This is a genomic window from Nonomuraea gerenzanensis, assembly GCF_020215645.1.
In the GTDB taxonomy this organism is placed as follows: domain Bacteria; phylum Actinomycetota; class Actinomycetes; order Streptosporangiales; family Streptosporangiaceae; genus Nonomuraea; species Nonomuraea gerenzanensis.
Window position 1 is genome coordinate 3,031,224 of the sequence record NZ_CP084058.1, and the last position, 25,008, is coordinate 3,056,231.

25 protein-coding genes are annotated in these 25,008 nt (G+C 73.1%); 17 read left to right on the plus strand and 8 right to left on the minus strand.

Going from position 1 to position 25,008, the window contains the following annotated elements; translation table 11 throughout:
* Nucleotides 1-23: 23 nt before the first annotated feature.
* A complete protein-coding gene (locus tag LCN96_RS14445) occupies nt 24-764 on the plus strand; it encodes a phosphatase PAP2 family protein (RefSeq protein ID WP_225273128.1) in 741 nt (246 codons plus the stop codon).
* A gap of 11 nt (nt 765-775) precedes the next feature.
* Nucleotides 776-1,459, plus strand: a complete 684-nt coding sequence (locus tag LCN96_RS14450; protein ID WP_225273129.1) for a phosphatase PAP2 family protein — start codon at nt 776-778, stop codon at nt 1,457-1,459.
* Nucleotide 1,460: 1 nt separating this feature from the next.
* Here LCN96_RS14450 and LCN96_RS14455 read toward each other — a convergent pair whose 3' ends face one another.
* The 4 genes from LCN96_RS14455 to LCN96_RS14470 all read right to left on the minus strand — a co-directional run bounded on the left by LCN96_RS14455 (nt 1,461) and on the right by LCN96_RS14470 (nt 5,711).
* Nucleotides 1,461-3,641 carry a xanthine dehydrogenase family protein molybdopterin-binding subunit gene (locus tag LCN96_RS14455; protein WP_225273130.1) on the minus strand — a complete coding sequence of 727 codons (2,181 nt, stop codon included), beginning with the start codon at nt 3,639-3,641 and terminating at the stop codon, nt 1,461-1,463.
* Entirely contained in the window at nt 3,638-4,642 is a 1,005-nt protein-coding gene (locus LCN96_RS14460; RefSeq protein WP_225273131.1) for an FAD binding domain-containing protein, read from the minus strand. Before LCN96_RS14460 ends, LCN96_RS14455 begins: the two co-directional genes overlap by 4 nt.
* 3 nt (nt 4,643-4,645) lie before the next feature.
* The gene (locus LCN96_RS14465) at nt 4,646-5,167 is read right to left on the minus strand and encodes a (2Fe-2S)-binding protein (RefSeq protein WP_225273132.1); all 522 of its coding nucleotides are present in this window, start codon (nt 5,165-5,167) and stop codon (nt 4,646-4,648) included.
* Between the two features lie 82 nt (nt 5,168-5,249).
* Nucleotides 5,250-5,711 (minus strand): hypothetical protein, encoded by a 462-nt coding sequence (locus LCN96_RS14470; RefSeq protein ID WP_225273133.1) that lies wholly within the window; start codon nt 5,709-5,711, stop codon nt 5,250-5,252.
* A 222-nt stretch (nt 5,712-5,933) separates the two neighbouring features.
* On the opposite strand from LCN96_RS14470, the gene LCN96_RS14475 reads away from it, so the two are divergent.
* The 3 genes from LCN96_RS14475 to LCN96_RS14485 all read left to right on the plus strand — a co-directional run bounded on the left by LCN96_RS14475 (nt 5,934) and on the right by LCN96_RS14485 (nt 9,227).
* Nucleotides 5,934-7,604 (plus strand): purple acid phosphatase family protein, encoded by a 1,671-nt coding sequence (locus tag LCN96_RS14475; RefSeq protein WP_225273134.1) that lies wholly within the window; start codon nt 5,934-5,936, stop codon nt 7,602-7,604.
* A 232-nt stretch (nt 7,605-7,836) separates the two neighbouring features.
* Complete coding sequence (locus LCN96_RS14480) at nt 7,837-8,442, plus strand: hypothetical protein (RefSeq protein ID WP_225273135.1); 606 nt, start codon at nt 7,837-7,839, stop codon at nt 8,440-8,442.
* On the plus strand, nt 8,439-9,227 hold the full coding sequence (locus LCN96_RS14485; protein WP_225273136.1) for a nickel/cobalt transporter: 789 nt from the start codon (nt 8,439-8,441) through the stop codon (nt 9,225-9,227). Before LCN96_RS14480 ends, LCN96_RS14485 begins: the two co-directional genes overlap by 4 nt.
* On the opposite strand, the gene LCN96_RS14490 is transcribed toward LCN96_RS14485, so the two are convergent.
* Entirely contained in the window at nt 9,222-10,199 is a 978-nt protein-coding gene (locus LCN96_RS14490; RefSeq protein ID WP_225273137.1) for an NAD(P)-dependent alcohol dehydrogenase, read from the minus strand. The genes LCN96_RS14485 and LCN96_RS14490 overlap by 6 nt on opposite strands.
* 20 nt (nt 10,200-10,219) lie before the next feature.
* On the minus strand, nt 10,220-11,698 hold the full coding sequence (locus tag LCN96_RS57100; protein WP_311132288.1) for an IclR family transcriptional regulator domain-containing protein: 1,479 nt from the start codon (nt 11,696-11,698) through the stop codon (nt 10,220-10,222).
* A 173-nt stretch (nt 11,699-11,871) separates the two neighbouring features.
* Here LCN96_RS57100 and LCN96_RS14505 point away from each other — a divergent pair, with 173 nt between their 5' ends.
* From LCN96_RS14505 to LCN96_RS14540, 8 genes are all read left to right on the plus strand, one after another.
* Nucleotides 11,872-12,651, plus strand: a complete 780-nt coding sequence (locus tag LCN96_RS14505) for a CoA transferase subunit A (protein ID WP_225273138.1) — start codon at nt 11,872-11,874, stop codon at nt 12,649-12,651.
* Nucleotides 12,648-13,277, plus strand: a complete 630-nt coding sequence (locus tag LCN96_RS14510) for a CoA transferase subunit B (RefSeq protein ID WP_225273139.1) — start codon at nt 12,648-12,650, stop codon at nt 13,275-13,277. The genes LCN96_RS14505 and LCN96_RS14510 overlap by 4 nt, the downstream gene beginning before the upstream one ends.
* Nucleotides 13,274-14,422, plus strand: a complete 1,149-nt coding sequence (locus LCN96_RS14515) for a thiolase family protein (RefSeq protein ID WP_225273140.1) — start codon at nt 13,274-13,276, stop codon at nt 14,420-14,422. The genes LCN96_RS14510 and LCN96_RS14515 overlap by 4 nt, the downstream gene beginning before the upstream one ends.
* A gap of 4 nt (nt 14,423-14,426) precedes the next feature.
* Nucleotides 14,427-15,167 carry a protocatechuate 3,4-dioxygenase subunit beta gene (pcaH, locus tag LCN96_RS14520; RefSeq protein WP_225273141.1) on the plus strand — a complete coding sequence of 247 codons (741 nt, stop codon included), beginning with the start codon at nt 14,427-14,429 and terminating at the stop codon, nt 15,165-15,167.
* Nucleotides 15,164-15,688: a protocatechuate 3,4-dioxygenase subunit alpha gene (gene pcaG / locus LCN96_RS14525; protein ID WP_225273142.1), complete on the plus strand. Its 525-nt coding sequence runs from the start codon at nt 15,164-15,166 to the stop codon at nt 15,686-15,688. The genes pcaH and pcaG overlap by 4 nt, the downstream gene beginning before the upstream one ends.
* The gene (pcaB, locus tag LCN96_RS14530; protein ID WP_225273143.1) at nt 15,675-17,087 is read left to right on the plus strand and encodes a 3-carboxy-cis,cis-muconate cycloisomerase; all 1,413 of its coding nucleotides are present in this window, start codon (nt 15,675-15,677) and stop codon (nt 17,085-17,087) included. The genes pcaG and pcaB overlap by 14 nt, the downstream gene beginning before the upstream one ends.
* Nucleotides 17,087-18,181 (plus strand): bifunctional 3-oxoadipate enol-lactonase/4-carboxymuconolactone decarboxylase PcaDC, encoded by a 1,095-nt coding sequence (gene pcaDC / locus LCN96_RS14535; protein ID WP_225273144.1) that lies wholly within the window; start codon nt 17,087-17,089, stop codon nt 18,179-18,181. Before pcaB ends, pcaDC begins: the two co-directional genes overlap by 1 nt.
* A 158-nt stretch (nt 18,182-18,339) precedes the next feature.
* Complete coding sequence (locus LCN96_RS14540) at nt 18,340-18,999, plus strand: TetR/AcrR family transcriptional regulator (protein WP_225273145.1); 660 nt, start codon at nt 18,340-18,342, stop codon at nt 18,997-18,999.
* Here the strand turns inward: LCN96_RS14540 and LCN96_RS14545 are convergent.
* Together LCN96_RS14545 and LCN96_RS14550 are read right to left on the minus strand one after the other, a co-directional pair.
* Nucleotides 18,996-20,114: an acyltransferase family protein gene (locus tag LCN96_RS14545; protein ID WP_225273146.1), complete on the minus strand. Its 1,119-nt coding sequence runs from the start codon at nt 20,112-20,114 to the stop codon at nt 18,996-18,998. The genes LCN96_RS14540 and LCN96_RS14545 overlap by 4 nt on opposite strands.
* Nucleotides 20,115-20,157: 43 nt before the next feature.
* Nucleotides 20,158-20,730: a TetR family transcriptional regulator gene (locus LCN96_RS14550; protein WP_225273147.1), complete on the minus strand. Its 573-nt coding sequence runs from the start codon at nt 20,728-20,730 to the stop codon at nt 20,158-20,160.
* 51 nt (nt 20,731-20,781) lie between these two features.
* On the opposite strand from LCN96_RS14550, the gene LCN96_RS14555 reads away from it, so the two are divergent.
* From LCN96_RS14555 to LCN96_RS14570, 4 genes are all read left to right on the plus strand, one after another.
* A complete protein-coding gene (locus LCN96_RS14555) occupies nt 20,782-21,681 on the plus strand; it encodes an SDR family NAD(P)-dependent oxidoreductase (RefSeq protein WP_225273148.1) in 900 nt (299 codons plus the stop codon).
* Nucleotides 21,682-21,805: 124 nt separating this feature from the next.
* A complete protein-coding gene (locus tag LCN96_RS14560) occupies nt 21,806-22,351 on the plus strand; it encodes a hypothetical protein (RefSeq protein WP_225273149.1) in 546 nt (181 codons plus the stop codon).
* An 88-nt stretch (nt 22,352-22,439) separates the two neighbouring features.
* Nucleotides 22,440-23,270, plus strand: a complete 831-nt coding sequence (locus tag LCN96_RS14565; protein WP_225273150.1) for a hypothetical protein — start codon at nt 22,440-22,442, stop codon at nt 23,268-23,270.
* 153 nt (nt 23,271-23,423) lie between these two features.
* A complete protein-coding gene (locus tag LCN96_RS14570; protein WP_225273151.1) occupies nt 23,424-25,007 on the plus strand; it encodes an ABC-F family ATP-binding cassette domain-containing protein in 1,584 nt (527 codons plus the stop codon).
* Nucleotide 25,008: the final 1 nt, after the last annotated feature.

Genomic DNA, 25,008 nt, shown 5'->3' on the forward strand with positions numbered 1-25,008 from the left:
CCTCATGGGGTAGCCGAGCGCGGATGCGCAACGAGGGAGAGCAGCGTGGCCGGCCCGGGATCCGCGGTCTGGGGCCGCGGTTGACCCTGGCCGGCCTCGCCGCGTGGCTCATCATGATCCCGTTCAGCGTGCTGCTCGTCGTGGCGAAGATGCCGCTGAACGAGCTGGACGCGGGGGTCGCCGCCGAACTGCACGCGTACGCGCACGCCAACCCCGGCATGACCAGGGTGCTCATCGTGTGGACCGACGCGTTCGGGCCGTGGCCGTGGCGGATCGCCGTCGTCGGGTGCGCCCTGTGGCTGCTGCGCAAGGGCGCGACCAGGGTGGCCGCCTGGGCGGTCACCACCGTGACCGTGGGCGGGCTGCTCGGGCTGGCGATCAAGGTGATCGTCGACCGGGCCCGGCCCGTCCTGCCCGACCCGGTCGCGCTGGCCCCCGGCGACAGCTTCCCGTCCGGTCACACGGTCAACGCGACGCTCGGCGCGGGCGTGATCGTGCTGATCCTGCTGCCCGTGCTGCCCCGCTGGGGACGGCGGGTGGCCTGGGCGGTGGCGGCCTTCCTGGCGCTGTCGGTCGGTTACACCAGGGTCGCGCTCGGCGTGCACTGGGTGAGCGACGTGCTGGCGGGGTTCGTGCTGGGTGTGGCGGTGATCGCGGCGACGACGGCGGCGTTCGAGACGTGGCGGCGGGACCAGGGCCGCAGGCCCTCCTCGCCGGTGGACGAAGGAGTGGAGCCCGAGTCGGTGCGGGCGCTTCGCGAGTGAAGGGGTGCTTGGTGATCAGAGCCGAGGACGTGAAGTACTACGGGCTGACGATCTTATCGCCGATGCTGCTGATGGCGGCGGCGACGTTCGGCGCCGGCCAGGCGGTCCTGGCCTGGCCCAGCGGCGAGGCGGAGCTCAACCGCGAGCTGGCCGCGGGCCGCGACCCGGTGTGGAACGCCGCGACCGACTTCGGCAGCAGCCTGTCCGACACCCCCTACATCGTGGCGCTCACGGCGGCGCTCGCGATCGTCTTCAGGCTCTGGTTACGGCGCTGGCGCGAGTCGGTCTTCCTGGTGGCCGCCGTGTGGAGCCAGTCGCTGATCTTCCTGGCCACCACCGAGCTGGTCGGTCGGCACCGGCCGCCCGTACGGCACCTCGATCCGGCACCACCCACCTCCAGCTTCCCGTCCGGGCACGTCAGCGCCGCCGTAGCGTTCTACTGCGGGGTGGCGGTCGTCCTGGCCGCGCGCGTCCGCAGCACGGTGGCGCGGGTGGCCATCTGGACGCCCGCCGTCGCCGCGCCGCTGGCCGTCGGCTTCTCCCGGCTCTACCGGGGCATGCACTTCCTCACCGACGTCATGTGGGGCCTGCTGCTCGGCGCCGGCTGCGTGGCGATGGCCACCTGGGCGATCCTGCGCCACCGCCCCGCCCGGAGCCCGTCCCGCGTGGCGGAGCCGCTGGTACGGGCGGGCTGACCTACAGCAGGTCCTCCACGAGGATGGGCAGGCGGCGCAGGCGGTGGCCCGTGGCGTGGAAGACGGCGTTGGCGATGGCCGGGGCGACGCCCACCAGGGCCACCTCGCCCAGGCTCTTCACGCCCATCGGGTTGAGCGTGAAGTCCGGCTCGTCGACGAACTCCACCTGGATCGTGCCCACGTCGGCGTTGACCGGGATCACGTAGTCGGCCAGGTCGGCGTTGACGAAGCCGCCGAAGCGGGGATCGACCTCGCTGTGCTCGCTCAGCGCCGCCCCGATGCCCCACACCACCGCGCCGCGCACCTGCGCGTCCGCGGTGACCGGGCTCGCCACCCGGCCGCAGTCGGCCACGCTGACCACCCGCGAGACGCGCACGCGCGGCGCCGCCGGGTCCACCCGCACCTCCACGAAGTGCGCGATGAAGCTGAACGCGACATGGCCGGGATAGTCGGGGCCCGCCGGGACGACCAGGCCCGCGCGCATGCGCTCGATGGCCTCGGGCGGCTGCCCCGGCCCCTGGGTGACGGCCTCGGCCACCACCTCCTCCGCGCCGGTCGCCCGGATGGCGGCGGCCACGTCCACGGGGCCCTCCGGTGGCACGCCCAGGCGTTCGCGCAGCTCGCGCAGGGCGGCGTGGATCGCGAGCAGCGAGCTGTTGGTGCCCCACGCGCCCGCCGTCAAGTGGTGGGGCACGACCCGGGTGTCGCCGACGACGACCCGCACGGAGCCGGTGCCGATCCCGAGGTCGCCGGCGACCGCGCGGGCCAGGGCCGTCGTGATGCCCTGCCCCATCTCGTGCCCGCCCACCTCGGCTTGCACCTCGCCGCTCGCGGCGGCGCGGAGGCGGGCCAGCACGGGCACCGTCATCACCGGGTACGCCCCGGCCGCCACGCCCCAGCCCACCGCCGTACCGTCGGGGTCGCGCATCGAGCCGGGATCCGGTGAGCGGCCCGCCCAGCCGAACAGCTCCGCGCCCCGCCGCAGGCAGGCCGCCAGATGGCGGGAGGTGAACGGCTTGCCCGTGACCGGGTCCGCGCCGGCGTCGCTGGCCAGGCGCAGCTCCACCGGGTCCCGCCCGGCGGCGTGGGCCAGCTCGTCCACGGCCGACTCCAGCGCGAACGCGGCCGGGTGCTCGAACGGCGCCCGCATGTAGCCCGGGGTCTGCGCGTCGGTCCTGACGTGGCGCTGGCGGCCGCGGAAGTTCCTGATGTCGTACAGGCGGGAGGTGATCTCCGTGTACGAGGCGGGCAGCAGGTCGTGGCGGGAGGCCTGCTGGTCCACCTCGTGGATCGCGGCGAGCAGCCGGCCCGACCGGTCGGCGCCCAGGCGCACGCGGTGCCGGCTCACCGGGCGGAAGCTGGCCGCGTGGAAGGTGTGGGCGCGCGGCAGCACCAGCTTGACCGGGCGGCCCAGCCGGCGGGCGGCCACCGCCAGGGGCGCGAGGTGCGGCTGCAGCGAGTTCTTCTGGCCGAACCCGCCGCCCACGTACGGGGCGACGACCTCGACGTTCGCCGGGTCGACGGCGAGCTGGCGGGCCACGCCGCCGCGCAGCGCGCCGACGCTCTGGGAGCCCTCGTGCACGACCAGGGTGTCCCCGCGCCACTCGGCCACGCCGCCGATCAGCTCCATCGGCACCTGGTGCTGCGGGCCCGCCTCGTAGACGGCGTCCACGCGCAGCGGGCTGCGCTCGTACGCGCCGTCGGCGTCGCCCACCACGACGTCGGCCAGGAACGGCAGCGGCAGCGCCTCCTCCTGCAGCACGGTCTCGGTGCCGTCCGCGTCCAGCTCCACCGCGAACGGCTTCTCCTCGTACGCGGCCCGCACCAGCCCGGCGGCCTCGGTGGCGGCGACCAGGGTGTCGGCCACGACCAGCGCGATCGGCTGGCCGCGGTAGGCGACGCGGTCGTCCAGGAGGGGCTGGAGGCTCTGGAAGGCGTAGCCGCCGGCCATGATGTAGCCGGCCGGGGTGATGCCCAGGTCGTCCAGGTGCGACAGGATGAGCAGGACGCCGGGGACGGCGGCGGCCTCCGCCGTGTCGAGGCGGGTGATGCGGCCCTTGCCGACGGTCGCGACGACCGGCATGGCGTAGGCGAGGCCGGGCGGGGTGTGGTCGGCGCCGTAGCGGGCCGTCCCGGTGACCTTCTCGCGCGCCCCGACGCGCGGTGTCCCTGCGGGTGTCATCGCACGGCCCGCTCTCCGGCGATCCGCAGCGCCTCGGCGACGGTGCGGATGCCCAGCTCGATCCGGAACGCGTTGTGCGTGCCAGGGCGCGCGCCGGCGAACGCGGACTCCCCGGCCCGCCGGGCGCTGCGCCTGTCCAGCACCGTCCCCACCAGCTCCCGCTCGGCGGAGTGACAGCGCCACGGCCGGGTGGCGACGCCGCCGAGGGCGAGGCGGCACTCCTCGACCGTCCCGCCCTCGCCGAGCGTGACGGCCACGGCCGCCGACGCCAGCGCGAACGCGTACGACTCCCGGTCCCTGACCTTGTGATACGTCGATCCGCGACCGGCGGCGGTGACCGGCACCCGGATGCGGGTGATGATCTCGTCCCAGGCCAGCGTGTGCTCCTGGTCCGGCCTGTCCCCGGGCTCGACGTGCAGGCCGGCGAGGGGCAGCGTGCGCGGGCCGCGCGGCCCCGCCACGTCCAGCGCGGCGTCGAAGGCGATCAGCGCGACCGCCCAGTCACCCGGGTAGGTGGCGATGCACGCCTCGCTGCCGCCCAGCAGCGCGTGCCCGCGGTCCAGCCCGCCGATGGCCGCGCAGCCGCTGCCCGGCCGCCGCTTGTTGCACGGGAACGCGTGGCCGCCGCGGAAGTAGGCGCACCGGGTGCGCTGCAGCAGGTTGCCGCCCACGGTGGCCATGTTGCGCAGTTGCTGGGAGGCTGCCTTGGCCAGGGACTCGGCCAGCGCCGGGTAGTCGCGCCGCACCATCGGGTCCGCCGCCACGTCGGCCATCAGCGTGCCGGCGCCGAACGACAGCTCCTGCTGGCCCGCCGTGTCGATCCCGGTCAGCTCGGGCAGCGCGCGGATGTCCACGACGGCGGCCGGGGTCTCGATGTCCAGCTTCATCAGGTCGTACAGCGTGGTGCCGCCGGCCAGCAGCCTGGTGCCGGGGCCTGACTCGGACAGGGCGCGGACGGCTTCGTCGAGGGTGGCCGGCGCCGTGTAGGCGAACGGGCGCACGCCTCAGCCCTCCCGCCGCCCGGCGGCCCCACGTTCCTGTGGAGTCTGCGGGTCCGGGCGGCCGGCCGCCGCGCGGATCGCCGCCAGGATGCCCGTGTACGCCCCGCACCGGCACAGGTTCCCGCTCATGTGCTCGCGGATCTCGTCATCGTCCCCGGCGTTGCCCTCGGCGATGCACGCCAGCCCGGACATCACCTGCCCAGGCGTGCAATAGCCGCACTGCAACGCGTCGTGCTCGACGAACGCCTGCTGCAGCGGATGCAGCCCCCCATCGGTCCCCGCCACGCCCTCGATGGTCCGTACCGACCTGCGATGGGCCTGCACGGCGGGCAGCAGGCACGACACCACGCGCCGCCCGTCCACATGAACCGTGCACGCGCCGCACTGCCCGTGATCGCAGCCCTTCTTCGCCCCGGTCAGCCCCAGCCGCTCGCGCAGCACGTCGAGCAGCGACTCCCGCGGGTCGAGGTCGAGGCGCACGTCCTGACCGTTGACCGTGAACTCGGTCGCTACCTGCGAGGTCATACGCGCCACGCTAGTGCGGAACGCCGCTTTTATCCCCATATGGTCGGATAAAGGCCGGTCAAGAATGGCCCCACCCACCGGCCTACGGCAGCACGGAAGCGGTGAGCCGGCCGGTGCGGCGGTACACGGCGCACATGATGTCGCGATCGCCGTCCGCCCACGTCTCGGCGGTCGGCATGATCGGGAAGTAGGGCAGGTCCGCCCGCTCCCGTCCCCACAGCCCGGCGTGCCGCTCGCCGCAGCTCTTCCAGGCGAACGCCGACAGCGCCGCCCGGTCGTACGGGCCGTCGGGGGCGTGGGTGAAGCCGTACGACTGGTTGTCGGCCCCGGCGGCGCACGGCGTGTAGAGCACGATCCGCTCGCCCGCCCCCGGCGAGTACGTCGGATCGCTGAAGCACTCGCCACCCTCGATCAGCAGGACCCCGGTCGTCTCCGCCGTGATGAACGCCTCGTTCTTGGTCACCGGCTGCGCGGGCGGCACCACGAACAGCGTGCCGAGCGCGGCCACGGCGGGCAGCAGGCTCCAGCGGCGGGTCGCCGCCATCCGTTCACCTCCCGCTCACACACCCGATCATCCGCGGTGATCGTAGGCGGTGCCCGGCGAACGGCGGGCCAACGCCCGATGACCGCCACATTGCCGATCATGAATTCATCTCGCGGACAGTCCCGGGACAGACGAGCGTCAGCGATGCCTGGGTGAATGCGCTGGCGCCCATCTCGCGCTCGCGGATGGGCGATCACCGCTTCTCGATGGAGTGAACAAGAAGTGAATCAGCCCACGAAGCCGCGGATCCCCGGCTCCCGGCGGACGAAGCTCGCCGCGGCAGGCTCCGGCGTGCTGCTGGCCGGCGCGTTAGCGTTCGCCCCGGCGGCCGTCGGCGCGGCGGCACCGCCCGTCTATCCGGCTGCCGAGGTGCACAAGCCCACCCCGATCCCCGACCGCGTCATCCTCATCCCGACGACCACGCCGGCCACCAGCCAGCGCGTGTCGTGGCGCGCGGAGGCCACGGCCGACACCGCGCAGGCCCAGATCCTGGAGGCGCCGCGCGCGCTCGGCCAGGTGCAGCCCGCCGCGGGCGCCGTCGCCACCGTGCGGGCGCTGGCCAGCACCCCGGTCAACACCACGCTCGGGTACGCCTCCACGTACCACACCGCCGAGTTCACCGGCCTCAAGCCGGACACCCGCTACACCTACCGCGTCGGCGACGGCACGAACTGGAGCGCGTGGACCGACTTCACCACCGCCGCCGAGGGCTTCGAGCCGTTCTCGTTCATCTACTACGGTGACGCGCAGAACTACCTCGACTCGGCCGTGCCGCGCGTCTTCCGCCAGGCGTTCGCCGACCGGCCGCAGGCCAAGGCCATCGTCAACGCCGGCGACCTCATCGACTCCGCCAACAGCGAGGAGCAGTGGGGCCAGTGGTTCAAGGCAGGCGGCTTCATCGACGGCCAGGTCAACAACATCTCCATCCCGGGCAACCACGAGTACAGCGGCGGGCTGTCCACGTTCTGGCGGCCCCAGTTCCCGTATCCGGACAACGGCCCCGGTAACGCGGAGCTCAAGCAGACCGTCTACACCCTCGACTACCAGGGCGTCCGCTTCATCGGCCTGGACACCAACCACCAGAGCAACGCCACCCTCATGGCCGCCCAGACCGCGTGGCTGGAGAGCCTGCTCAAGGACAACCCGAACAAGTGGACCGTGGTGACCTTCCACCACCCCGTCTACTCGACCACGGGCACCCGCAACAACCCGAACGTCCGCGCCCAGTGGGCGCCGCTGTTCGAGAAGTACGGCGTGGACCTGGTGCTCCAGGGCCACGACCACTCGTACGGGCGCGGCAACCCGGTCTCGGCCCGCAAGTCGGCCACCGTCCACAACGGCGTCGCCTACGTCGTGTCCGTCTCGGGCGGCAAGATGTACGCCCTCAACGGCGGCGAGAACTGGACCGGCAACGGCGCCGAGGTACGCAGCACCAGCCAGAACACCCAGCTCTACCAGCTCATCGACATCACCGGGGACACCGTCACCTTCGAGGCCCGCTACGCCGACGGCGAGCACCACGACGGTTTCGTGATCCGCAAGAACGACCGCGGCGAGCGTACCGTCAACGACCTGCGCACCCCGGAGAACACGGTCGGCGAGCAGGTCACCGTCGACAAGACCGCCGTCCGGCGGCTGGAGACCCTGAAGGTGTCGGCCTACGGGTACGACCCGGGGGAGAAGGTCGCCATCCGGTGGCGCGAGCGGGCGGACGACGCCGCGCGCCACGGGCGCGACGGCACGCTGATCGGGTACGAGAAGGCCGATGAGCTGGGACGGGTCGAGGAGACCGTCCGGGTGCCCGCGCTGGTGAAGAAGGGCGGGGTGTACGAGGTCTATCTGGACAGCCAGAACCAGCAGATCACCAGCCCCGCCGTCACCGTGACCAAGTGATCCGTCCTGGGTGGAGCCGCGGCCGGCCGCTTCGGTGCGGCGGGGCGGTGTCCCGGCCGCCGCTTCGCGGCCGGCCCCGCCGTGCGGTGGCGCGGCTCCGCTCAGGCTTTCGCACAGGAGCTTCCCCTTGACCTCTTCGTTCTCAGCTCGCCGATGGTGCGTGCTGGTCGTCGTCGCTGTTGCGGCTGTGGTGCCTGCGTGTGCGGCGGTGGTGCCCGCGCACGCGGGTGTGATGCCTGTGCGCGCGGCCGTGGTGCCCGCGCGTGCGGCTGTGGCGCATCCGTTCGGGCCGCCGTCCACGGCGAGGGTCGGTGCCGACGGCAACCGGGTGACCCTCGCCTGGCTGCCGGCCGAGGACGACTGGGTGGCGCTCGGCCGCTCGGTCGGCGCGTTCGAGTCCACGGCCACCGACACCTCCTTGACCGGTGAGCAGAAACTGGCCCGCTCCACCGCCGTACGCGACTACCTGCTCGCCCACGTCGGCGTCACCCAGGCAGGCCGCCCCTGCGCAGCCGAGCTAGCCCCGCTGGAGCGGCTGCTCGCCGAGGGCGCCCGGTTCAGCTTCGCATGCCCGGACCAGGTGGTGGACGTGGACGTGCGCGTCGGCGCGCTGACGGACCTGCACGAGGCGTACCGCACCATGCTCACCGCCGAGACACCGGCCGAGCCCGCGAAGGCGCTGCTCACGGCGGAGGCCGACACCCGCAGACTGCGCTTCGGCCCGTCCGCGACCGGCGGCACGTCACTCGTGGTGCCCGCCGTCGCGCTGGTGGCCGTGCTCGGCGTGCTGGCCCTACTCCTCGTACGCCGGCGGCGTTCCTCGGACGTGCCCGCATGAGCGGCGTCACCGGCCCCGAGAGCTACCTGATCGGGCTGTTCGACGGGGCGGGCGCGTTCTGGCTGGCGCTGGTCGTCGCGCTCGGAGTGGGCGCGCTGCACGCGGTCGCGCCCGGGCACGGCAAGAGCGTGACGGCCGCGTACCTGATCGGCACGCACGGGCGATACCGCGACGCGCTGCGGCTGGGGGTGGTCGTGGCGCTGATGCACACGGTGTCGGTGCTGGCGCTCGCGCTCGCGTGGGTCGGCCTGAGCAGCGCTGCCGCCGTGGGGACGGAGGCCGTCACGGCCTGGTTGCAGGTGGTGGCAGGGGTGGTGGTGATCGGCGTCGGCGCACACCTCACGTACCGTCACCTCCGCAACCGCAGGACGCACTCGCACGGTCACGGGCATGGTCACGGTCACGGGCACGGTCACGGGCACGGGCATGGGCACGGGCACGGGGAGTTGGACGATCCCTGGTCGGCGCGCGGGCTCACCGCGCTAGCCCTGTCCGGCGGCCTGGTCCCCTCACCCTCTGCCTTCATCGTGCTGGTCAGCGGCCTGCTGACCGGCCGATCGCTCGACGCGGTCGCGCTGGTGCTGGCCTTCGGGCTAGGGATGGCCCTCACCCTGACCGCCGTCGGAATCGTCACCGTCAGAGGCGCAGCGGTGCTGAACACCCACACATCCCGCATCCGCCTGCTGCGAACCCTGGCGGCCTGGACACCGGCACTGGCAGGCGTGGCCGTGGCGATCGGCGGCTGCCTCTACCTGGCCACCGCCGTCACAACCCTGGCCTCATGAGGACCCCGCCGCCGAGACCGTGATCACCACGTTCCCCGTCTTCTGCCCCGTCTCGACATAACGATGAGCGGCAACGATCTCGTCCAGCGGATAATGCCGGTCGATGACGGGCCGGAACGCACCCGACTCCATCAGCCCCTGCAATTCCCGCGCCATTTCGGCGTCATGCCGGGGATAAGGAAACCTGACCCGCCGGCCGCCGAACAACGGAGTCACCACCGTCAGAGCCAGGTTCTGCCATAACGGCCCCACATCGGAGGCGATGAAACTGCCGCGCGGCTTCAACAGCCGCCGGCACCGCCCGAACGTGCTCTTGCCGACCGCGTCGATGACGACGTCATATCGCTGCTCGCCGGCGGTGAAATCCGTGGCCGTGTAATCGATCACCTTGTCCGCCCCGAGCCGGCTGACCAGGTCGAGATGTTTCGTGCCGCAGACGGCGGTGACCTTCGCGCCGAGGTTCCGCAGCAGTTGCACCGCCGCCGACCCGATGGCCCCGGTGGCGCCGTACACGAGCACGTCCTGCCCGGCACGCACCTTGGCGGTCCTGATCAGCGACAGCGCGTAGTGCGCGCCTTCCGTGCCGGGCGCGGCCTCCTCGTACGTCAGGCCCTGCGGGATCGGCGCCAGCGTGCCGCTCTGCGGGATCACCAGGTATTCCGCGTGCGCCCCGAACCGCGGGTCGTTGTAACCGAACACCCGGTCGCCGGGCTTGAACGCCGTGACGCCGCCGCCCACCGCCTCGACGGCACCCGCGAATTCCGTGCCGAGAACGGGGACGCGCGGCCTGACGAGCCCCGTGAAGAACCGCCAGAGAAAGGGCTTGGCGGCCCGCATCGCGCAATCCGTACGGTTGACGGTGGTGGCCCGGACCTTGACGAGCACGTCACCGTCCTTGACGGCCGGCATTTCGACCTCTGCGACACTCACCACTTCCGGCGGGCCATATCTGGCGCGCACTGCGGCCTTCATGCCGGGATTCTAACCACCGATCACCCGTCGATGGAGGCGTGCACGTGGCCGAGATCGGCTTCCATGCGGGCAGCCGTCTCCCTGAGCGCCGGCAGGACGTCCCGCAGGAGGGTCGCGTTGGAGGCGCGGCCGGCGTGCGTGGCCACGTTCACCGCCGCCACCGTGCGCCCCGACCGGTCGCGGATCGGCACCGCGATGGACCGTACGCCCTCCTCCAGCTCCTGGTCGACCAGGGCGTACCCGTCCACGGCGGCCTGCCGCAGCGCGGCCCGCAGCTCGGCCGCCGAGGTGACGGTCCTGGGCGACAGGCGCCGCGGCACGATCGTGGCCAGCCGCTCCTCGGGCAGCTCGGCCAGCAGCACCCGGCCCATGGACGTCGCGTACGCGGGGAACCGGGTGCCCACCGTGATGTTGATGCTCATCAGGCTGACCGTCTGCACCCTGGCCACGTACACCACGTCGTCCCCCGCCAGCACGGCCACCGACGCCGACTCCCGCACGCGGGCCACCAGGTCGGCCAGATGCGGCTGGACGACCTCACCGAGCGTCAGCCCGGACAGCCGCGCGTACCCGAGCTCCAGCACCCGGGGCAGCAGCACGAACCGGGCCCCGTCGGCGCCCGCGTAGCCGAGGCGCTCCAGCGTCTGCACCGCCCGCCGCACCGTCGCCCTGGGCAGCCCGGTGACCTTGGCGCAGTCGGCGAGGGTCAGGCCGCCGCGGGCCGTGCCCAGCGCGACCATGACGGCCAGCCCGCGTGCCAGGGATTGCAGGAAGCCCATGCCCAGCTCCTGCTTGGCGCTGCGCGAGTGATCGACCGAGCCGCCAGGCCGCGGGGCGGCCGGCTCCGGCACGGGCCGCGCGCCGGCCAGCGTCGCCTCCATCTCGGCCACCGTCTTGCGCAACGCGACCAGGCAATGCTCCCGCAGCTCCGCCACACCATGCCGGCTCGTATGACTCACCACACTGACCGCACCAACAGCCCGCCCCTCCCCATCCCGCACAGGCATGGCCACCGCGATCAGCCCGGGCTCGATGAGCTGATCATCCTCAGCCCACTCCACCCCCGGCTCCAGCAACGCCAGCCCGGCCGCGCACCGATCGGCGGGCAGCAGGTCGCCGACCCGGAAGGTGACCGACATGGTGCGCCGCCGGGTGCACTGCACGATGAAACGCACCCCGTCGCCGTCCCGCACGGCCAGCGACACGGACTCGTCCAGCTCGTCGGCCAGCCGCCCCGCCAAGGGGGCGAGCGCGTCGCGCAGCCCGCTGCCCGCGAGGTACGCCTCGCCCAGCTCCATCAGGCGCGGCGCGGGTGACACGTCGCGGCCCTCCGCCCGTACGTAGCCGAGATGCGCGAGCGTCCCCAGCACGCGATCCACGGTCGACCTGGCCAGGCCGGTGGCGCGGACCAGGTCCGTCGCCCGGACGGGCCGCCGGGGGTCGGCGGCCAGCGCGCGCAGGACGGCCAGCCCGCGCTCCAGGGTTCCGGCCGCTTCCATCGAGCTCCTCCTCCAAGACGGCGGGGACGATCGAGGCGCCGCCGTCCCGCTCCGACGGTACGCATGACACCACGAGAGAGACCTTTGACAGCCCACCCCTCGATACACATACTGAAAACAGATAATAGTGAACTAAAGTTCGCAGAGCGAACGCATCTGAGGAACGGAGCGTCGTGCGCAAGGACAAGGTGGTCGCCACGGCCGCGGAGGCGCTGGCCGGCGTGCGCGACGGCGCGTCGTTCGCCGTCGGCGGCTTCGGCCTCAGCGGCATCCCGAATGTGCTGATCAAGGCCCTCTACGACACCGGAGCCACCGGCCTCGGCGTCGTGTCCAACAACTGCGGCGTGGACGGCGGCGGCCTGGGCATCCTGCTGGCGGCCGGGCGCATCGCCCACGTGACGGCGTCCTACATCGGCGACAACAAGGAGTTCGCCCGCCAGTACCTGAGCGGTGAGGTGGAGGTGGAGCTGACGCCGCAGGGCAGCCTGGCCGAGCGGCTGCGCGCCGGCGGCAGCGGCATCCCCGCGTTCTACACGCCCGCCGGGGTCGGCACGCCCATCGCCGACGGCGGCCTGCCGCTGCGGCACCACCCCGACGGCTCGATCGCGGTGGCCTCGCCGCCGAAGGAGGTGCGGGAGTTCGACGGCCGCGAGTACGTGCTCGAACGCGGCATCCGTACGGACTTCGCGCTGGTCAGGGCCGCCAAGGGCGACCGCTTCGGCAACCTGGTCTTCAACAAGTCCAGCAGGAACTTCAACCCGCTCGCCGCCATGGCCGGGCGCGTCACGATCGCCGAGGTCGAGGAGCTGACCGAGCTCGACCCCGACGAGGTGCACCTGCCGGGCGTCTTCGTCCAGCGCGTGCTCGTCCTGACCCCCGAGCAGGCGGCCGACAAGGGCATCGAACGGCGTACGATCTCTGCACCTCCGGCACAAGGGACGATCACCGAATGAGCTGGACCCGTGACGCGATGGTCGCGCGGGCGGCGGCCGAGCTGCGCGACGGCGACTACGTCAACCTGGGCATCGGCCTGCCCACCCGCATCCCCTCCTTCCTGCCGCAGGGCGTGGACGTGGTCCTGCACTCGGAGAACGGCGTCCTCGGCGTCGGCCCGTACCCGAGGGCCGAGGACGTCGACCCCGACCTGATCAACGCCGGCAAGGAGACGGTCACCGTGCTGCCGGGCGCGTCGTTCTTCGACTCGTCGCTGTCGTTCGGCATGATCCGCGGCGGCCACATCGACGTGGCGGTGCTCGGCGCGATGCAGGTCTCCGCCCGCGGCGACCTGGCCAACTGGATGGTCCCCGGCAAGCTCGTCAAGGGCATGGGCGGCGCCATGGACCTGGTGCACGGCGCGCGCAAGGTCATCGTGATCACCGACCACAACGCCAAGGACGGCTCCCCGAAGCTGGTCGCGGAGTGCTCGCTGCCGCTGACGGGCAAGGAGTGCGTGCACCGGGTCATCACCGACCTCGGCGTCTTCGACACGACCGAGCGGGGGTTCGCGCTGGTGGAGCTGGCGCCCGGGGTGGGCCTGGACGAGGTGCGCGAGCGCACGGGCGCGGAGGTGGCCGCATGAAGGACGTCTACATCGTCGATGCCGTACGCACCCCCTTCGGCCGCTACGGCGGAGCCCTGGCCAAGATCCGGCCCGACGACCTGGCGGCGCACGTCGTCAAGGCGCTGGCCGAACGCAACGGCCTGGACAGCGCCGACGAGGTCGTGCTCGGCAACGCCAACGGCGCGGGCGAGGAGAACCGCAACGTCGCCCGCATGGCCGCGCTCCTCGCCGGCCTGCCCGTCACCACGCCCGGCGTGACGGTCAACCGCCTGTGCGGCTCCGGCATGGAGGCCGTCATCCACGCCTACCGCGCCATCGCGGTCGGCGACGCCTCCACCGTGATCGCGGGCGGCGTCGAGTCGATGACCCGCGCCCCGTGGGTGCTGCCCAAGCCGGAGCGGGCGTTCCCGGCAGGCGGGCAGGAGCTGGTCTCCACCACGCTCGGCTGGCGGCTGGTCAACCCGCAGATGCCCGCCGAGCACACGGTCGCGCTCGGCGAGGGGGCCGAGCTGATCGCCGACAAGCACCGGATCACCCGGGCGGAGCAGGACGCGTACGCGCTGGCCAGCCACCAGAAGGCGGCCAAGGCGTCGTTCGAGCGCGAGATCGTCCCGATCGCCGGGGTGACCGCCGACGAGGGCATCCGCCACGACACCTCCCTCGACGCGCTCGCCAAGCTCAAGCCCGCCTTCCGCAAGGACGGCGGCACGGTCACCGCGGGCAACTCCTCCCCGCTGAACGACGGCGCCGCGGCCCTGCTGCTGACCGACGAGGCGGGCCTGCGCGGGCGCGAGCCGCTGGCCAGGATCGTGGCCGGCGGGGTCAGCGCGCTGGAGCCGCGTTACTTCGGGCTGGGCCCCGTCGAGGCGGCGAACAAGGCGCTGGCCAAGGCGGGCAAGCGGTTCGGCGACCTCGACACCGCCGAGCTGAACGAGGCGTTCGCCGCCCAGGTGCTGGGCTGCCTGGCCGAGCTGCCCGACCTGGACCCGGCGATCGTCAACCCCGACGGCGGCGCGATCGCCATCGGCCACCCGCTCGGAGCCTCCGGCGCCCGCGTGACCGGCGCGGTGGCCCACCGGCTGGCCGCCGCCGGCTCCGGCACCGGTCTCGCCTGTCTCTGCATCGGCGTCGGCCAAGGGCTGGCCGTCGTACTCGAAAGGTAGCGTGATGTCCGAACCTCTCAAGCAGGCCGACATCGATCAGGAGATCGCGGAACACGCCGGACGGCAGGGCGACCACCCCGCCCGCGACTACGCGCCCTACCGCAGCACCCTGCTCCGCCACCCCAAGCAGCCGCTCGTCGCGATCAAGGACCCGGAGGCGGTCGAGCTGTCGGGGCCGGTGTTCGGCGTGAGCGACGTGACCCCGTTCGACAACGACCTCACCAAGCAGCACCTCGGTGAGCCGCTGGGCGAGCGGATCACGGTGCGCGGGCGCGTGCTCGACCGCCAGGGCCGCCCCGTACGCGGCCAGCTCGTCGAGATCTGGCAGGCCAACTCCTCCGGACGCTACCTGCACCAGCGCGACGACCACCCCGCGCCGCTCGACCCCAACTTCTCCGGCGTGGGCCGCTGCCTGACCGACGACGACGGCAACTACGTCTTCACCACGATCAAGCCGGGCCCGTACCCGTGGCGCAACCACCTCAACGCCTGGCGCCCGGCCCACATCCACTTCTCGCTCTTCGGTACGGCGTTCACGCAGCGCCTGGTGACCCAGATGTACTTCCCGGGCGACCCGCTGTTCCCGTACGACCCGATCATGCAGTCGGTCACCGACGAGCGCGCCAGGCAGCGGCTGGTCGCCGCCTACGTGCACGACCTGTCCGAGCCCGAGTACTCGCTCGGCTACCAGTGGGACATCGTGCTCGACGGGCCCACCGCGACCTGGATGGAGGAAGGCCGTTGAACCCCACCCCTTCGCAGACCGTCGGCCCGTTCTACGGGTACGCGCTGCCGTTCCCCGGAGGCGGCGACCTCGCGTCCGGCGGGATCGCCGTGCACGGCTACGTCTACGACGGCGCCGGAGAGCCGGTGCCCGACGCGCTGCTGGAGTTCTGGCAGACCGACGCGAACGGCTCCGTCGCCGCGGCGCCCGGCACCATGCGCCGCGACCCGACCAACGGGGCCATCCTCGGGCGCGACGGCGTGCGCTTCACCGGGTTCGGGCGGGTGGCCACCGACTACGACGGGCACTGGGCGCTGCGCACGGTCGTGCCGGGGAACGGGTACATCAGCGTGTGCGTGTTCGCCCGTGGGTTGCTGCACCATCTGTATACGCGCATCTACCTGGGGCAGGACAGCTTCCTCGACTCGCTCCCGCCGGAGCGGCGGCAGACGCTGGTGGCGGTGGAGGAGCGTGAGGGGGTTCATCGGTTCGACATCCATCTGCAGGGTGAGAAGGAGACGGTCTTCCTTGACTTCGGCTGATCCCGGGCCGCGGTCCGGCGGCGCGGCGGCCACCGGCGGCGCGTCGGCCGCTGGTGCGGGTGCCGGGAGCGCGAGGGCCGGCGGCGACCGACCGGCTTCGCGTGCGGAGGCCGATCTCGGGTTGCTGTCGCCGATGCGGGGCGCGGCCGAGGACACCGGTGACGTCGCCGTGCTGCAGGCCATGCTGGACGCCGAGGCCGCCCTGACCCGCGCCCAGGCGGCCCTCGGCCTCGTCCCGGCCGAGGCGGCGCAGGCGGTGTCGGCCGCCGCCCGCGCCGACGCGTTCGACCTGCCCGGCCTGGTGAAGCGGGCCCGCTCGGGCGGCAACCCGGTGATCCCGCTGGTGCAGGACCTGCGCAGGGCGGCCGGGCCGGCGTACGGCGAGTACGTCCACCGGGGCGCCACCAGCCAGGACATCGTGGACACCGCCCTCATGCTGGTCGCCCGCCGCACGCTGGGCCCCGTCCTGGCCGACCTGGACCGGGTGATCACCGGGCTCACGGCGCCGGCCGCACGGCACCGCGACACCCCGATGGCCGCCCGGACACTCACGCAGCAGGCCGTGCCCACGACGTTCGGGCTCAAGGCGGCGGGCTGGCGCCTGCTGGCCACCGACGCCCGCACCCGCCTCGCCGCCGCCCACCACGCCCTCCCGGCCCAGCTCGGCGGCGCCGCCGGCACCCTGGCCGCCTTCCAGCCACCCCCGGACGCGCCTGCCGGGGACGCGCAGGACGGGGGCGTCGCGGTGGCGTTGCGGCTGCCCGGGCGGTTCGCGGCCGAGCTGGGCCTGGCCGAGCCGGTGCTGCCGTGGCACGTCCTGCGTACGCCCATCGCCGACCTCGCCGGAGCGCTGGCGTTCACGGCCGGAGCGCTCGGCAAGGTGGCGGCCGATGTGCTGGTGCTGTCGCGCACCGAGATCGGCGAGCTGTCCGAGGGCGTCGGCGGCGGTTCGTCGTCGATGCCGCACAAGCACAACCCGGTCAGGGCCACGATGATCGCCGCCGCCGCCCGTCAGGTGCCGCAGCTCGCCGCGATCCTGTACGGCTCGCTCGCCGCCGAGGACGAACGCCCGTCCGGCGCCTGGCACGCGGAGTGGCAGCCGCTGCGCGAGGCCCTGCGCCTGGTGGCCGGTGCCGCCCGCGACGCCGCCGAGCTGGTCGCGGACCTGCGCGTGCACCCCGACCGCATGCGCGCCAACCTCGCCGTCACCGGCGACCCAGGCCCCGCCCCTGCCCTCGTGGACCGCGCCCTCACCGCCGCCCCGCCGCAAGCGACCGCCGCGCCCGAAGCGAGCACCCCGCCGCAAGCGACCGCCCAGCCCGAGGGACACGAGCCCGGACCACCACCCCCCACCACCGGTCCGGCTCACCACCAAGACCAAGACGAGGCACCCCACTGATGCTCCTGCACCACCGCCTGGACGGCCCGGAACACGGCGACCCCCTCATCCTCGCCCCCTCCCTGGGCACCTCCACCACCCTCTGGCACGCCCAGCTCCCCGCCCTGGCCCGCACGTTCAGAGTCCTCACCTTCGACCTCCCCGGCCACGGCGACTCACCTACCCCCCAGGTCACCACCATGGACGACCTGGCCACCCTGGTCCTCGACCTGGCCACCGCCCAGGGCTGGGACACCTTCCACTACGCGGGCGTCTCGATCGGCGGCGCGATCGGCGCCACGCTGGCCGTCCGCCACCCCGGCCGCCTGCGGTCGCTGGCCCTGATCTGCTCCAGCGCCAGGTTCGGCGAGCCGGCGTCCTGGCACGAGCGCGCGGAGCTGGTGCGGGCGCAGGGCACCGCGCCGCTGCTGGAGGCCACCGCCCGCCGCTGGTTCGCCGGCGCCCCGCACCAGGCCCTGCTGGACGACCTCGCCGCCACCGACCGGGCCGGGTACGCCGCGTGCTGCGACGCCCTGGCGGCCTACGACCTGCGCGCGGACCTGCCGAAGATCACCGTCCCGACCCTGGTGGTGGCGGGCAGGGAGGACCCCGCGACCCCTCCGGCCCACGCCAGGGAGCTGGCCGACGGCATCCCGGGCGCCACGCTCGTCGAGCTGCCCGGCGCCGCCCACCTGGCCCCCGCCGACCAGCCGGAGCGCGTGACCCAGGCGCTGCTCGCGCACCTGCCCGCCCTGCCCGGCACGCAGGTGCGCCGCGAGGTGCTCGGCGACGCCCACGTGGACCGGGCCATGGCCCGCACCACGCCCTTCACCAGGGACTTCCAGGACCTCATCACCCGCTACGCCTGGGGCGAGATCTGGACGCGCCCGGGCCTCGACCGCCGCACCCGCAGCTGCATCACGCTCACCGCGCTCGTCGCCCACGGGCACCTCGAAGAGCTGGCCATGCACGTACGCGCCGCGCTCCGCAACGGCCTCACCCCGGACGAGATCGGCGAGGTCCTGCTGCAGAGCGCCATCTACTGCGGGGTCCCCGCGGCCAACGCCGCCTTCGCCGTCGCCCAGCGCGTGCTCACCGAGGAGAACCACTCATGACCATCACCCGAGACCTGCTGATCGACGGCAAGTCCGTGCCCGCCCGTTCCGCCGCACCACCGGGGACACCGGCGTGGATCACGCCGGCGGCGCGGCAGGCCCGCCATCCGTTCTGAGCCCGACGTCGTGCGGGCCGCGGGCGCGCCTATGATGAGCCAATGACCTCGCCCCCCGCCACCACCGACCGCCAGCGGGACGCCGACCGTACCAAGGCGGAGATCCTCGAGGTCGCGCAGCGCGAGTTCGCCCGCTACGGCTACGCGGGGGCGCGCGTGGACGAGATCGCGGCCCGCATGCGCACGACCAAGCGCATGATCTACTACTACTTCGGCAGCAAGGAGCGGCTCTACATCGCCGTGCTGGAGAAGGCGTACGCCGAGGTGCGCGAGGTCGAGCGCACGGTCGACGTCGAGCACCTCGCGCCCGTGGCGGCGATCCGCACGCTGGCCGAGCTGACGTTCGACCACCATGACGCGCACCGCGAGTTCATCCAGCTCGTCGCGATCGAGAACATCCATCAGGCCGAGCACATCCGCAAGTCCGAGGTCCTGGGCAACCTCGGCACGCCGGTGCTCGACCTGATCTCGCGCATCCTCGACGCGGGGCAGGAGTCGGGCGACTTCGTCACCGAGGCCGACGCCATCGACGTGCACATGATGATCAGCGCGTTCTGCTTCTTCCGGGTGGCGAACCAGCACACGTTCGGAGCGCTGTTCGGGCGCGACATGACGGCGGCCGAGCACCGGGCCAGGCAGCGCCGGATGGTCGGCGAGATGATCGTCGGCTACCTGTGCGGCAAAGGCGCGCCCGGCGCCTAACGCGGGGTCCGGCTGATCAGGCGCCTGCCCAGCCGCTGGCCCGGCTTCTCGATCAGCTGGTATGTCAGCGCGCTGAGCGGGATCAGGGCCAGGAGGAAGAGCGGCAGGTCCGGCACCAGGTGCAGCAGGATCGGGTGCAGCAGGTAGACGGAGAAGCTGACCAGCCCGAGCCACGGCAGCCAGCGCGGGAACGACCGGCCGCGCAGCGCGTACGCCAGCGCGAACGCGCCGAACGCCGCCACGACCGCCGCCCCCCAGGCCGGGTCGTCCTTGGCGGGGATCCCGCAGACCGCCACCACCGCCGCCGTGGTCCCGGCGGCCCGCCACGAGATCGTGCCCTGCTCCGCGCGGTAGAGCGCCGTCCCGGTGAACATCACGGCCAGGATGATCACCCCTTGCCAGGTGCCGCCCCGGCTGCCCAGCACCACCAGCGCCAGCCCCAGCCCGCCGCCCGCGACCGCCGCCACCGTCCGCGCTCCCTCGGAGGCCAGGACGGTGACCGCGATCGCCGCGACCACCGCCAGCCCCAGTAGCGCGGCCGCCAGGTCGGCCCGGCCGCCGATCGTCGCCCTGGGCAGGAGCAGGCCGAGGGGTACCGCCGCGAGGGCCAGGGTGAGGGCGATGCCCGCCGACCGGTGAGCCTGCCGGGTCGCGAACAGGGCCACGCTGATCAGGTAGAACGCCATCTCGTACGAGAGCGTCCAAGTCACGTTGATCAGCGCGGGCAGGTTGAGCAGCTCCTGCAGCATGCTCACGTTGCCGAGCGCGACCAGCGGCCAGGGGCGCTCGCCGAGGCCCGGCGAGGCGGGCAGCACGCCTGCCGCGGTGAGGAGCAGGGCCAGGCAGGAGGCCGCGAGCAGGAGCGGGAGCAGGCGGAAGGCACGGCCGGTCCAGAACGCGCGCAGGTCGCCGCGGCGCTCCAGGGAGGCGGGGATGATGTAGCCGCTGACCAGGAAGAACACGAGCACGCCCCAGGACCCGAGGTCGATGCGGCGGTCGAGCTCGGCCCAGACGCCCGGGACGAACGTCCAGCCGGCGTGGTGCAGGGTGACGGCCAGCGCTGCCGGTCCCCGCAGGGCGTCCAGCCAGGCCAGCCGGGCGGGGGCCGCGAACATCTGCCGCAGTCTAGGGCATGAAGGACAGATGTCGGCCCGCAGGTCAGCCGGGGGCGACCGCCGGGCGCAGGTGGGCGAAGGCGGTGTCGACCAGCTTCATGTGATCGCCGTCCGCGCCCGTGCGGAGCCACTCCCGGGAGGCGCAGTCGATGGCGGCTCCGGCGGCGGCGGTGAGCAGGTCGGCGGTGAACGCGTCCAGGCCGGTGCGGGCGGCCAGCGCTGCGGCGATGCGCCCGCGTACCTCCTCGCGCCGTTGCTGGGAACGGGCCCGCAGCGAGGGCGTGCGCTCGATCAGCCGCAGCGTGGCCCGGCTCTCGGCGTCGATGCGCGCGACCCACTCCCGCAGCACCGCGTGCAGCGACTCCCACGGCGGCTCGCCCGCAGGCCGGGCGGCGAGCTGCTCGGCGATGTCGTCGCCCATGACCTGGACCCCGCCGAACACGGCATCCTCCTTGGCCGGGAAGTACCGGAAGAAGCTGCGCTTGGACACCCCCGCCGCCCGGGCGATGTCGTCCACCGTCACCTCGTCGAAGCCCCGCTCCGTGAACAGCTCCAGCGCCACCGCCGCCAGCTCCGCCTGCACGGCCCGCCGCGCCCGCTCTCTCAACCCCGCCATGCCCCCGAGTGTATAGCGAGGCATATAGTGTCGTTCATGGCATCGAGTGACATGAATGACAGCGTAGTCCTCATCACGGGCAGCACCGGCGGGATCGGCATGGGAACCGCCCGTGCCCTGGCAGGGCGCGGGGCGTCGGTGATCCTCTCCGGGCTCGACCCGGAGCGCGGGCAACGCGCCGCACGCGACATCAGGAGCAGCGCCGGGCACGACCGGGTGCACGCCGTCGCCGCCGACGTCACGCGGCTCGACGGGATGCGCCGCCTGGCCGCCGCCGTCGCCGGCCGCCACGACCGGCTCGACGTGCTGGTGAACAACGTCGGCGTGAACCGGCCCGCCCGCGAGCTGACCACCGACGGCGTGGAGACGATGTTCGCCGCGCACGTGCTGGCCCCGTTCACGCTCACCCACCTCCTGCTGCCGCTGCTGGAACGCGCCCCCGCCGCCCGCGTGGTCAACCTCACCGGCGGCCTGCCCGGCGGTCCCATCGACCGCGACGACCTCCAGGGCGAACGCCGCTACCTCGGCTGGCTGTTCAGCCACTACAACCACACCAAGACCATGACCATGGCGCTGACCTGCCGCCTGGCGGACCGGCTGCGCGGCTCCGGCGTGACGGCGAACGTGGTCTACCCCGGCCACGGTTACACGCCGCTGAACCGGGCCACGCCGATCCGGGCGTTCCCGATCGCCTACCGGCCGATCGCGCCGCTGGTCCTGAAGGTCGTCGCGCCACTGTTCCTGTCCGACCTCACCCGGTCCGCCCGCTCCAGCGTGTACGCGGCCACGAGCCCCGAGCTGGACGGCGTGAGCGGCGCCTACCTCGACGACCGGTGCCGCCGCAAACCGCTGCCCGCCTCCGCCCTCGACCCGGCGGCTCAGCAGGCCGTCTGGGACCTGTGCGTCAGGCTGAGCGCCCCCGTGCTGCGGGCCCCGGCTCCCGGCGACTAGAGCGCCATCGCCTTGCCTCACTGATCGGGGCCGGCGCCGGTAGCCCTGCGGCATATGAGGTTTCGGACAAGAGTCCCTTTACCCTATCTTTACCGTGACCCTTACGTCGCGAAGGAGATCTTCGGTGAAGAGGCTTCTCGAAGGAACCGCCATGCGCACCGGCGTCGTGGCCGCGGTCGCGCTGGCGGGTGGGCTGCTGACCTCGTCCCCGGCCGGAGCCGCCACCACGGCGTCCGGCACCGTCGCCACGTCGGTGACCCTGACGGCCGAGTCGGCCGCGCTGGCCCGCCCGCGCAACGGCACGATCCTCTACGACCGCATCAGCGGCGGCCAGGGGAGGCTGAAGATCAAGAACGGCCTCTCGCAGGACGGCGTCGTCGCCCTGGTCAGAGGCAAGACCAAGGCCATCAGCATCTACGTGCGCGCCAAGTCCACGGCCACGATCAACGACGTCCGTGACGGCACATACCGGATCTACTTCACCACCGGCACCCGCTTCAACCGGTCGAAGGGCAGGTTCACGCGCAACGCCGTCTACCAGCGCTTCAACGACAAGCTGACCTACCGGACCACTGCCACCAGGATCCCCGGCTGGTCGCTGACCCTCAACCCGGTCAGGGGCGGCAACGCCGGCACCAGCTCGGTCAACCCCAAGGACTTCCCCGCCTGACCTGGTGCCGCAGGCCGGTCCGGCTTGACGGACGATCTTTGATGCACCAGATTGTTCGCGTCTGTCCGGACCGTTCCCAAGGAATTCCATGAAGCGAACCATCGTCGGTGTCGCCGTGGTCGCGGGCGTGGTGCAGCTCACCGCCATGCCCGCGCAGGCCGCATCCGCATCCGACCCGGTCAAGGCGCTCCAGGCCGAGTTAGCGCCGGGCCGAGCCGTCAACCTTCAGGCGACGGCGAAGATCACCTACCCGGGCGACCGGGTCGTCACCTCCGCCGTGGACGGCACGTTCGGGTTCGGCTCGCGCGGCCCGGTGGCCTCCGACCTGGGCCAGACCGTGCAGTACAGCGACAAGCTGCTGCGCGAGATGAAGAGGTCCAGCCCCAAGGAGACCGAGGGCCTGCTGGCGGGCCCCGTCCGGCTGATCTCCTCGGGCACCGTGAGCTACGTCAGCGGCCCCGTGGTCGACCAGCCGCTGATGACCGCGGGCGCCGGCCACGTGCGCTACAGCGGCGTGAAGCAGCCGCCGAGCAACCTGCTCGTCGAGGTGCTCGACCCGGCCACGCTCAAGGCGCTCGTCGCCGCCCGCACGTCCTGGAAGGACGGCATTCTCAAGGGCAGCATCAAGCCGGCCAAGCTCGCCGCCGTCTCCGCCCCGTTCGCCTCCCGCTACGGGACGCGCTTCAAGACGGGCAAGATCTCCTACGTGCTGTACTTCGGCGACGGGGGCCTGGTGCGGCGGGTGTCGGTCAAGGCCACCCTGCCCGTGTCGAAGACCACGGTGCGGGTCGAGTCGGACACCCGGTTCGCGGACTGGGGCCGCGAGGTCACCGTGAACCTGCCGCTGCGCGGCGACACGATCGACCGCTCCGAGGTCAAGGACGACGTGCCCGCCGGCGTTCCCGGCATCTGGAACTGACGACGGTACCGCGCGCCGGCCGACATTAATCGGTGGCAGGCCGGCGCGACGCCCTCCTACACTGGGCCCCATGTCTACGCCCCGGACTTCTTAGCCAGGACACCCGCTTCCACGCCACCCTTGTGTCCTTGAGCTGTTCCGGAGCGTATTCCCATGCTTACCTTCCGCGGCCTCGACCTGCGCGTCGGCGCCCGTCTCCTCCTGTCCGGCGCCACCGCCCACGTCGCCCCCGGCGACCGGATCGGCCTGGTCGGCCGTAACGGCGCAGGCAAGACCACCCTCATGAAGACCCTCGCCGGGCGGCTCCAGCCCGCCGCCGGCGACATCGTCCGCACCGGCTCCGTCGGCTACCTGCCGCAGGACCCGGCCGCCGCCGATCCCGGCCGCGCGGTGCTCGACCGCGTCCTGTCCGCCCGCGGCCTGGACGTGGCGCTGCGCGACCTGCGGGCCGCCGAGACCGCGCTCGCCGAGTCGGGCGACGAGCGGTCCATGAGCCGGTACGCCAGGGCCGAGGCCGAGTTCCAGGCCCGCGGCGGGTACGCGGCAGAGGCGGCGGCCGCCCGCGTCGCCGCCGGGCTCGGCCTGCCCGACCGCGCGCTCGACCAGCCGCTGGGTAACCTGTCCGGCGGGCAGCGGCGGCGCGTGGAGCTGGCCAGGGTGCTGTTCGCCGAGCCGGAGGTCATGCTGCTCGACGAGCCGACCAACCACCTCGACGGCGACTCCGTGGCCTGGCTGCGCTCGTTCCTGCTCGGGCACCCGGGCGGGCTCGTCCTGATCAGCCACGACACCGGGCTGCTCGCCGACGTGGCCAACCGCGTCTGGCACGTCGAGGACGGCGCGCTGGAGGTGCACAACACCGGCTGGCGCACCTACCTGGCCGACCGCGACGCGGACGACCGGCGCAGGGCCAGGCTGCGGGCCGCCGCCGAGCGCAAGGCCGCGGCGCTGCACGCGCAGGCCGACCGCATGCGCTCCCGGGCCTCGACCGCCGTCCGGGCCCGCGACATGGCCCGCCGCGCCGACCGCATGCTCGCCGGCACCCGCCCGGTCCGCCGCACCGGCAAGGTGGCCCGCATCCGGCTGCCCGAGCCCGCCCCCAGCGGGCGCATGCCGCTCGGCGCGATCAGTTTGACCAAGTCCTACGGCGGCCTGCCCGTGCTGACCGGCGTGGACCTGGCCATCGACCGGGGCAGCAGGCTCGTGGTGCTCGGGCTCAACGGCGCGGGCAAGACCACGCTGCTGCGGCTGCTGGCCGGGCACGAGCGGCCCGACTCCGGGCGGGTCGTGCCCGGGCACGGGCTGCGGCTCGGCTACTTCGCCCAGGAGCACGACACCCTCGACCCGGCCACCACCGTCGGCGGGCACCTGGCCGCCGCCGCCCCGCAGCTCACCGACGGCGAGGCCAGGGCGGTGCTCGGGTCGTTCCTGTTCGGTGGCGACGACGTGGACAAGCCGGTCGGGGTGCTGTCCGGCGGGGAGAAGACCAGGCTGGCGCTGGCCGGGCTGGTCAGCTCCCGGGCCAACGTGCTGCTGCTCGACGAGCCGACCAACAACCTCGACCCGGCCTCCAAGGCGGAGGTGCTGGCGGCGGTGGAGGCGTACGAGGGGGCGATGGTCATGGTCACCCACGACCAGGAGGCCGTCGAGGCCCTGCGCCCCGAGCGGGTGCTGCTGCTGCCCGACGGGGTCGAGGACCTGTGGCACGACGGCTACGCCGACCTGGTCACCCTGGCCTGAG

Bases quoted from the DNA above. Each gene is read 5' to 3' on its own strand.
- LCN96_RS14445 (WP_225273128.1), top strand. From the start codon at position 24: ATGCGCAACGAGGGAGAGCAGCGTGGCCGGCCCGGGATCCGCGGTCTG.
- LCN96_RS14455 (WP_225273130.1), bottom strand. From the start codon at position 3,641: ATGACACCCGCAGGGACACCGCGCGTCGGGGCGCGCGAGAAGGTCACC.
- LCN96_RS14465 (WP_225273132.1), bottom strand. From the start codon at position 5,167: ATGACCTCGCAGGTAGCGACCGAGTTCACGGTCAACGGTCAGGACGTG.
- LCN96_RS14470 (WP_225273133.1), bottom strand. From the start codon at position 5,711: ATGGCGGCGACCCGCCGCTGGAGCCTGCTGCCCGCCGTGGCCGCGCTC.
- LCN96_RS14480 (WP_225273135.1), top strand. From the start codon at position 7,837: ATGCCTGTGCGCGCGGCCGTGGTGCCCGCGCGTGCGGCTGTGGCGCAT.
- LCN96_RS14485 (WP_225273136.1), top strand. From the start codon at position 8,439: ATGAGCGGCGTCACCGGCCCCGAGAGCTACCTGATCGGGCTGTTCGAC.
- LCN96_RS14490 (WP_225273137.1), bottom strand. From the start codon at position 10,199: ATGAAGGCCGCAGTGCGCGCCAGATATGGCCCGCCGGAAGTGGTGAGT.
- LCN96_RS57100 (WP_311132288.1), bottom strand. From the start codon at position 11,698: ATGGAAGCGGCCGGAACCCTGGAGCGCGGGCTGGCCGTCCTGCGCGCG.
- LCN96_RS14510 (WP_225273139.1), top strand. From the start codon at position 12,648: ATGAGCTGGACCCGTGACGCGATGGTCGCGCGGGCGGCGGCCGAGCTG.
- LCN96_RS14515 (WP_225273140.1), top strand. From the start codon at position 13,274: ATGAAGGACGTCTACATCGTCGATGCCGTACGCACCCCCTTCGGCCGC.
- pcaH (WP_225273141.1), top strand. From the start codon at position 14,427: ATGTCCGAACCTCTCAAGCAGGCCGACATCGATCAGGAGATCGCGGAA.
- pcaDC (WP_225273144.1), top strand. From the start codon at position 17,087: ATGCTCCTGCACCACCGCCTGGACGGCCCGGAACACGGCGACCCCCTC.
- LCN96_RS14540 (WP_225273145.1), top strand. From the start codon at position 18,340: ATGACCTCGCCCCCCGCCACCACCGACCGCCAGCGGGACGCCGACCGT.
- LCN96_RS14545 (WP_225273146.1), bottom strand. From the start codon at position 20,114: ATGTTCGCGGCCCCCGCCCGGCTGGCCTGGCTGGACGCCCTGCGGGGA.
- LCN96_RS14550 (WP_225273147.1), bottom strand. From the start codon at position 20,730: ATGGCGGGGTTGAGAGAGCGGGCGCGGCGGGCCGTGCAGGCGGAGCTG.
- LCN96_RS14555 (WP_225273148.1), top strand. From the start codon at position 20,782: ATGAATGACAGCGTAGTCCTCATCACGGGCAGCACCGGCGGGATCGGC.
- LCN96_RS14565 (WP_225273150.1), top strand. From the start codon at position 22,440: ATGAAGCGAACCATCGTCGGTGTCGCCGTGGTCGCGGGCGTGGTGCAG.
- LCN96_RS14570 (WP_225273151.1), top strand. From the start codon at position 23,424: ATGCTTACCTTCCGCGGCCTCGACCTGCGCGTCGGCGCCCGTCTCCTC.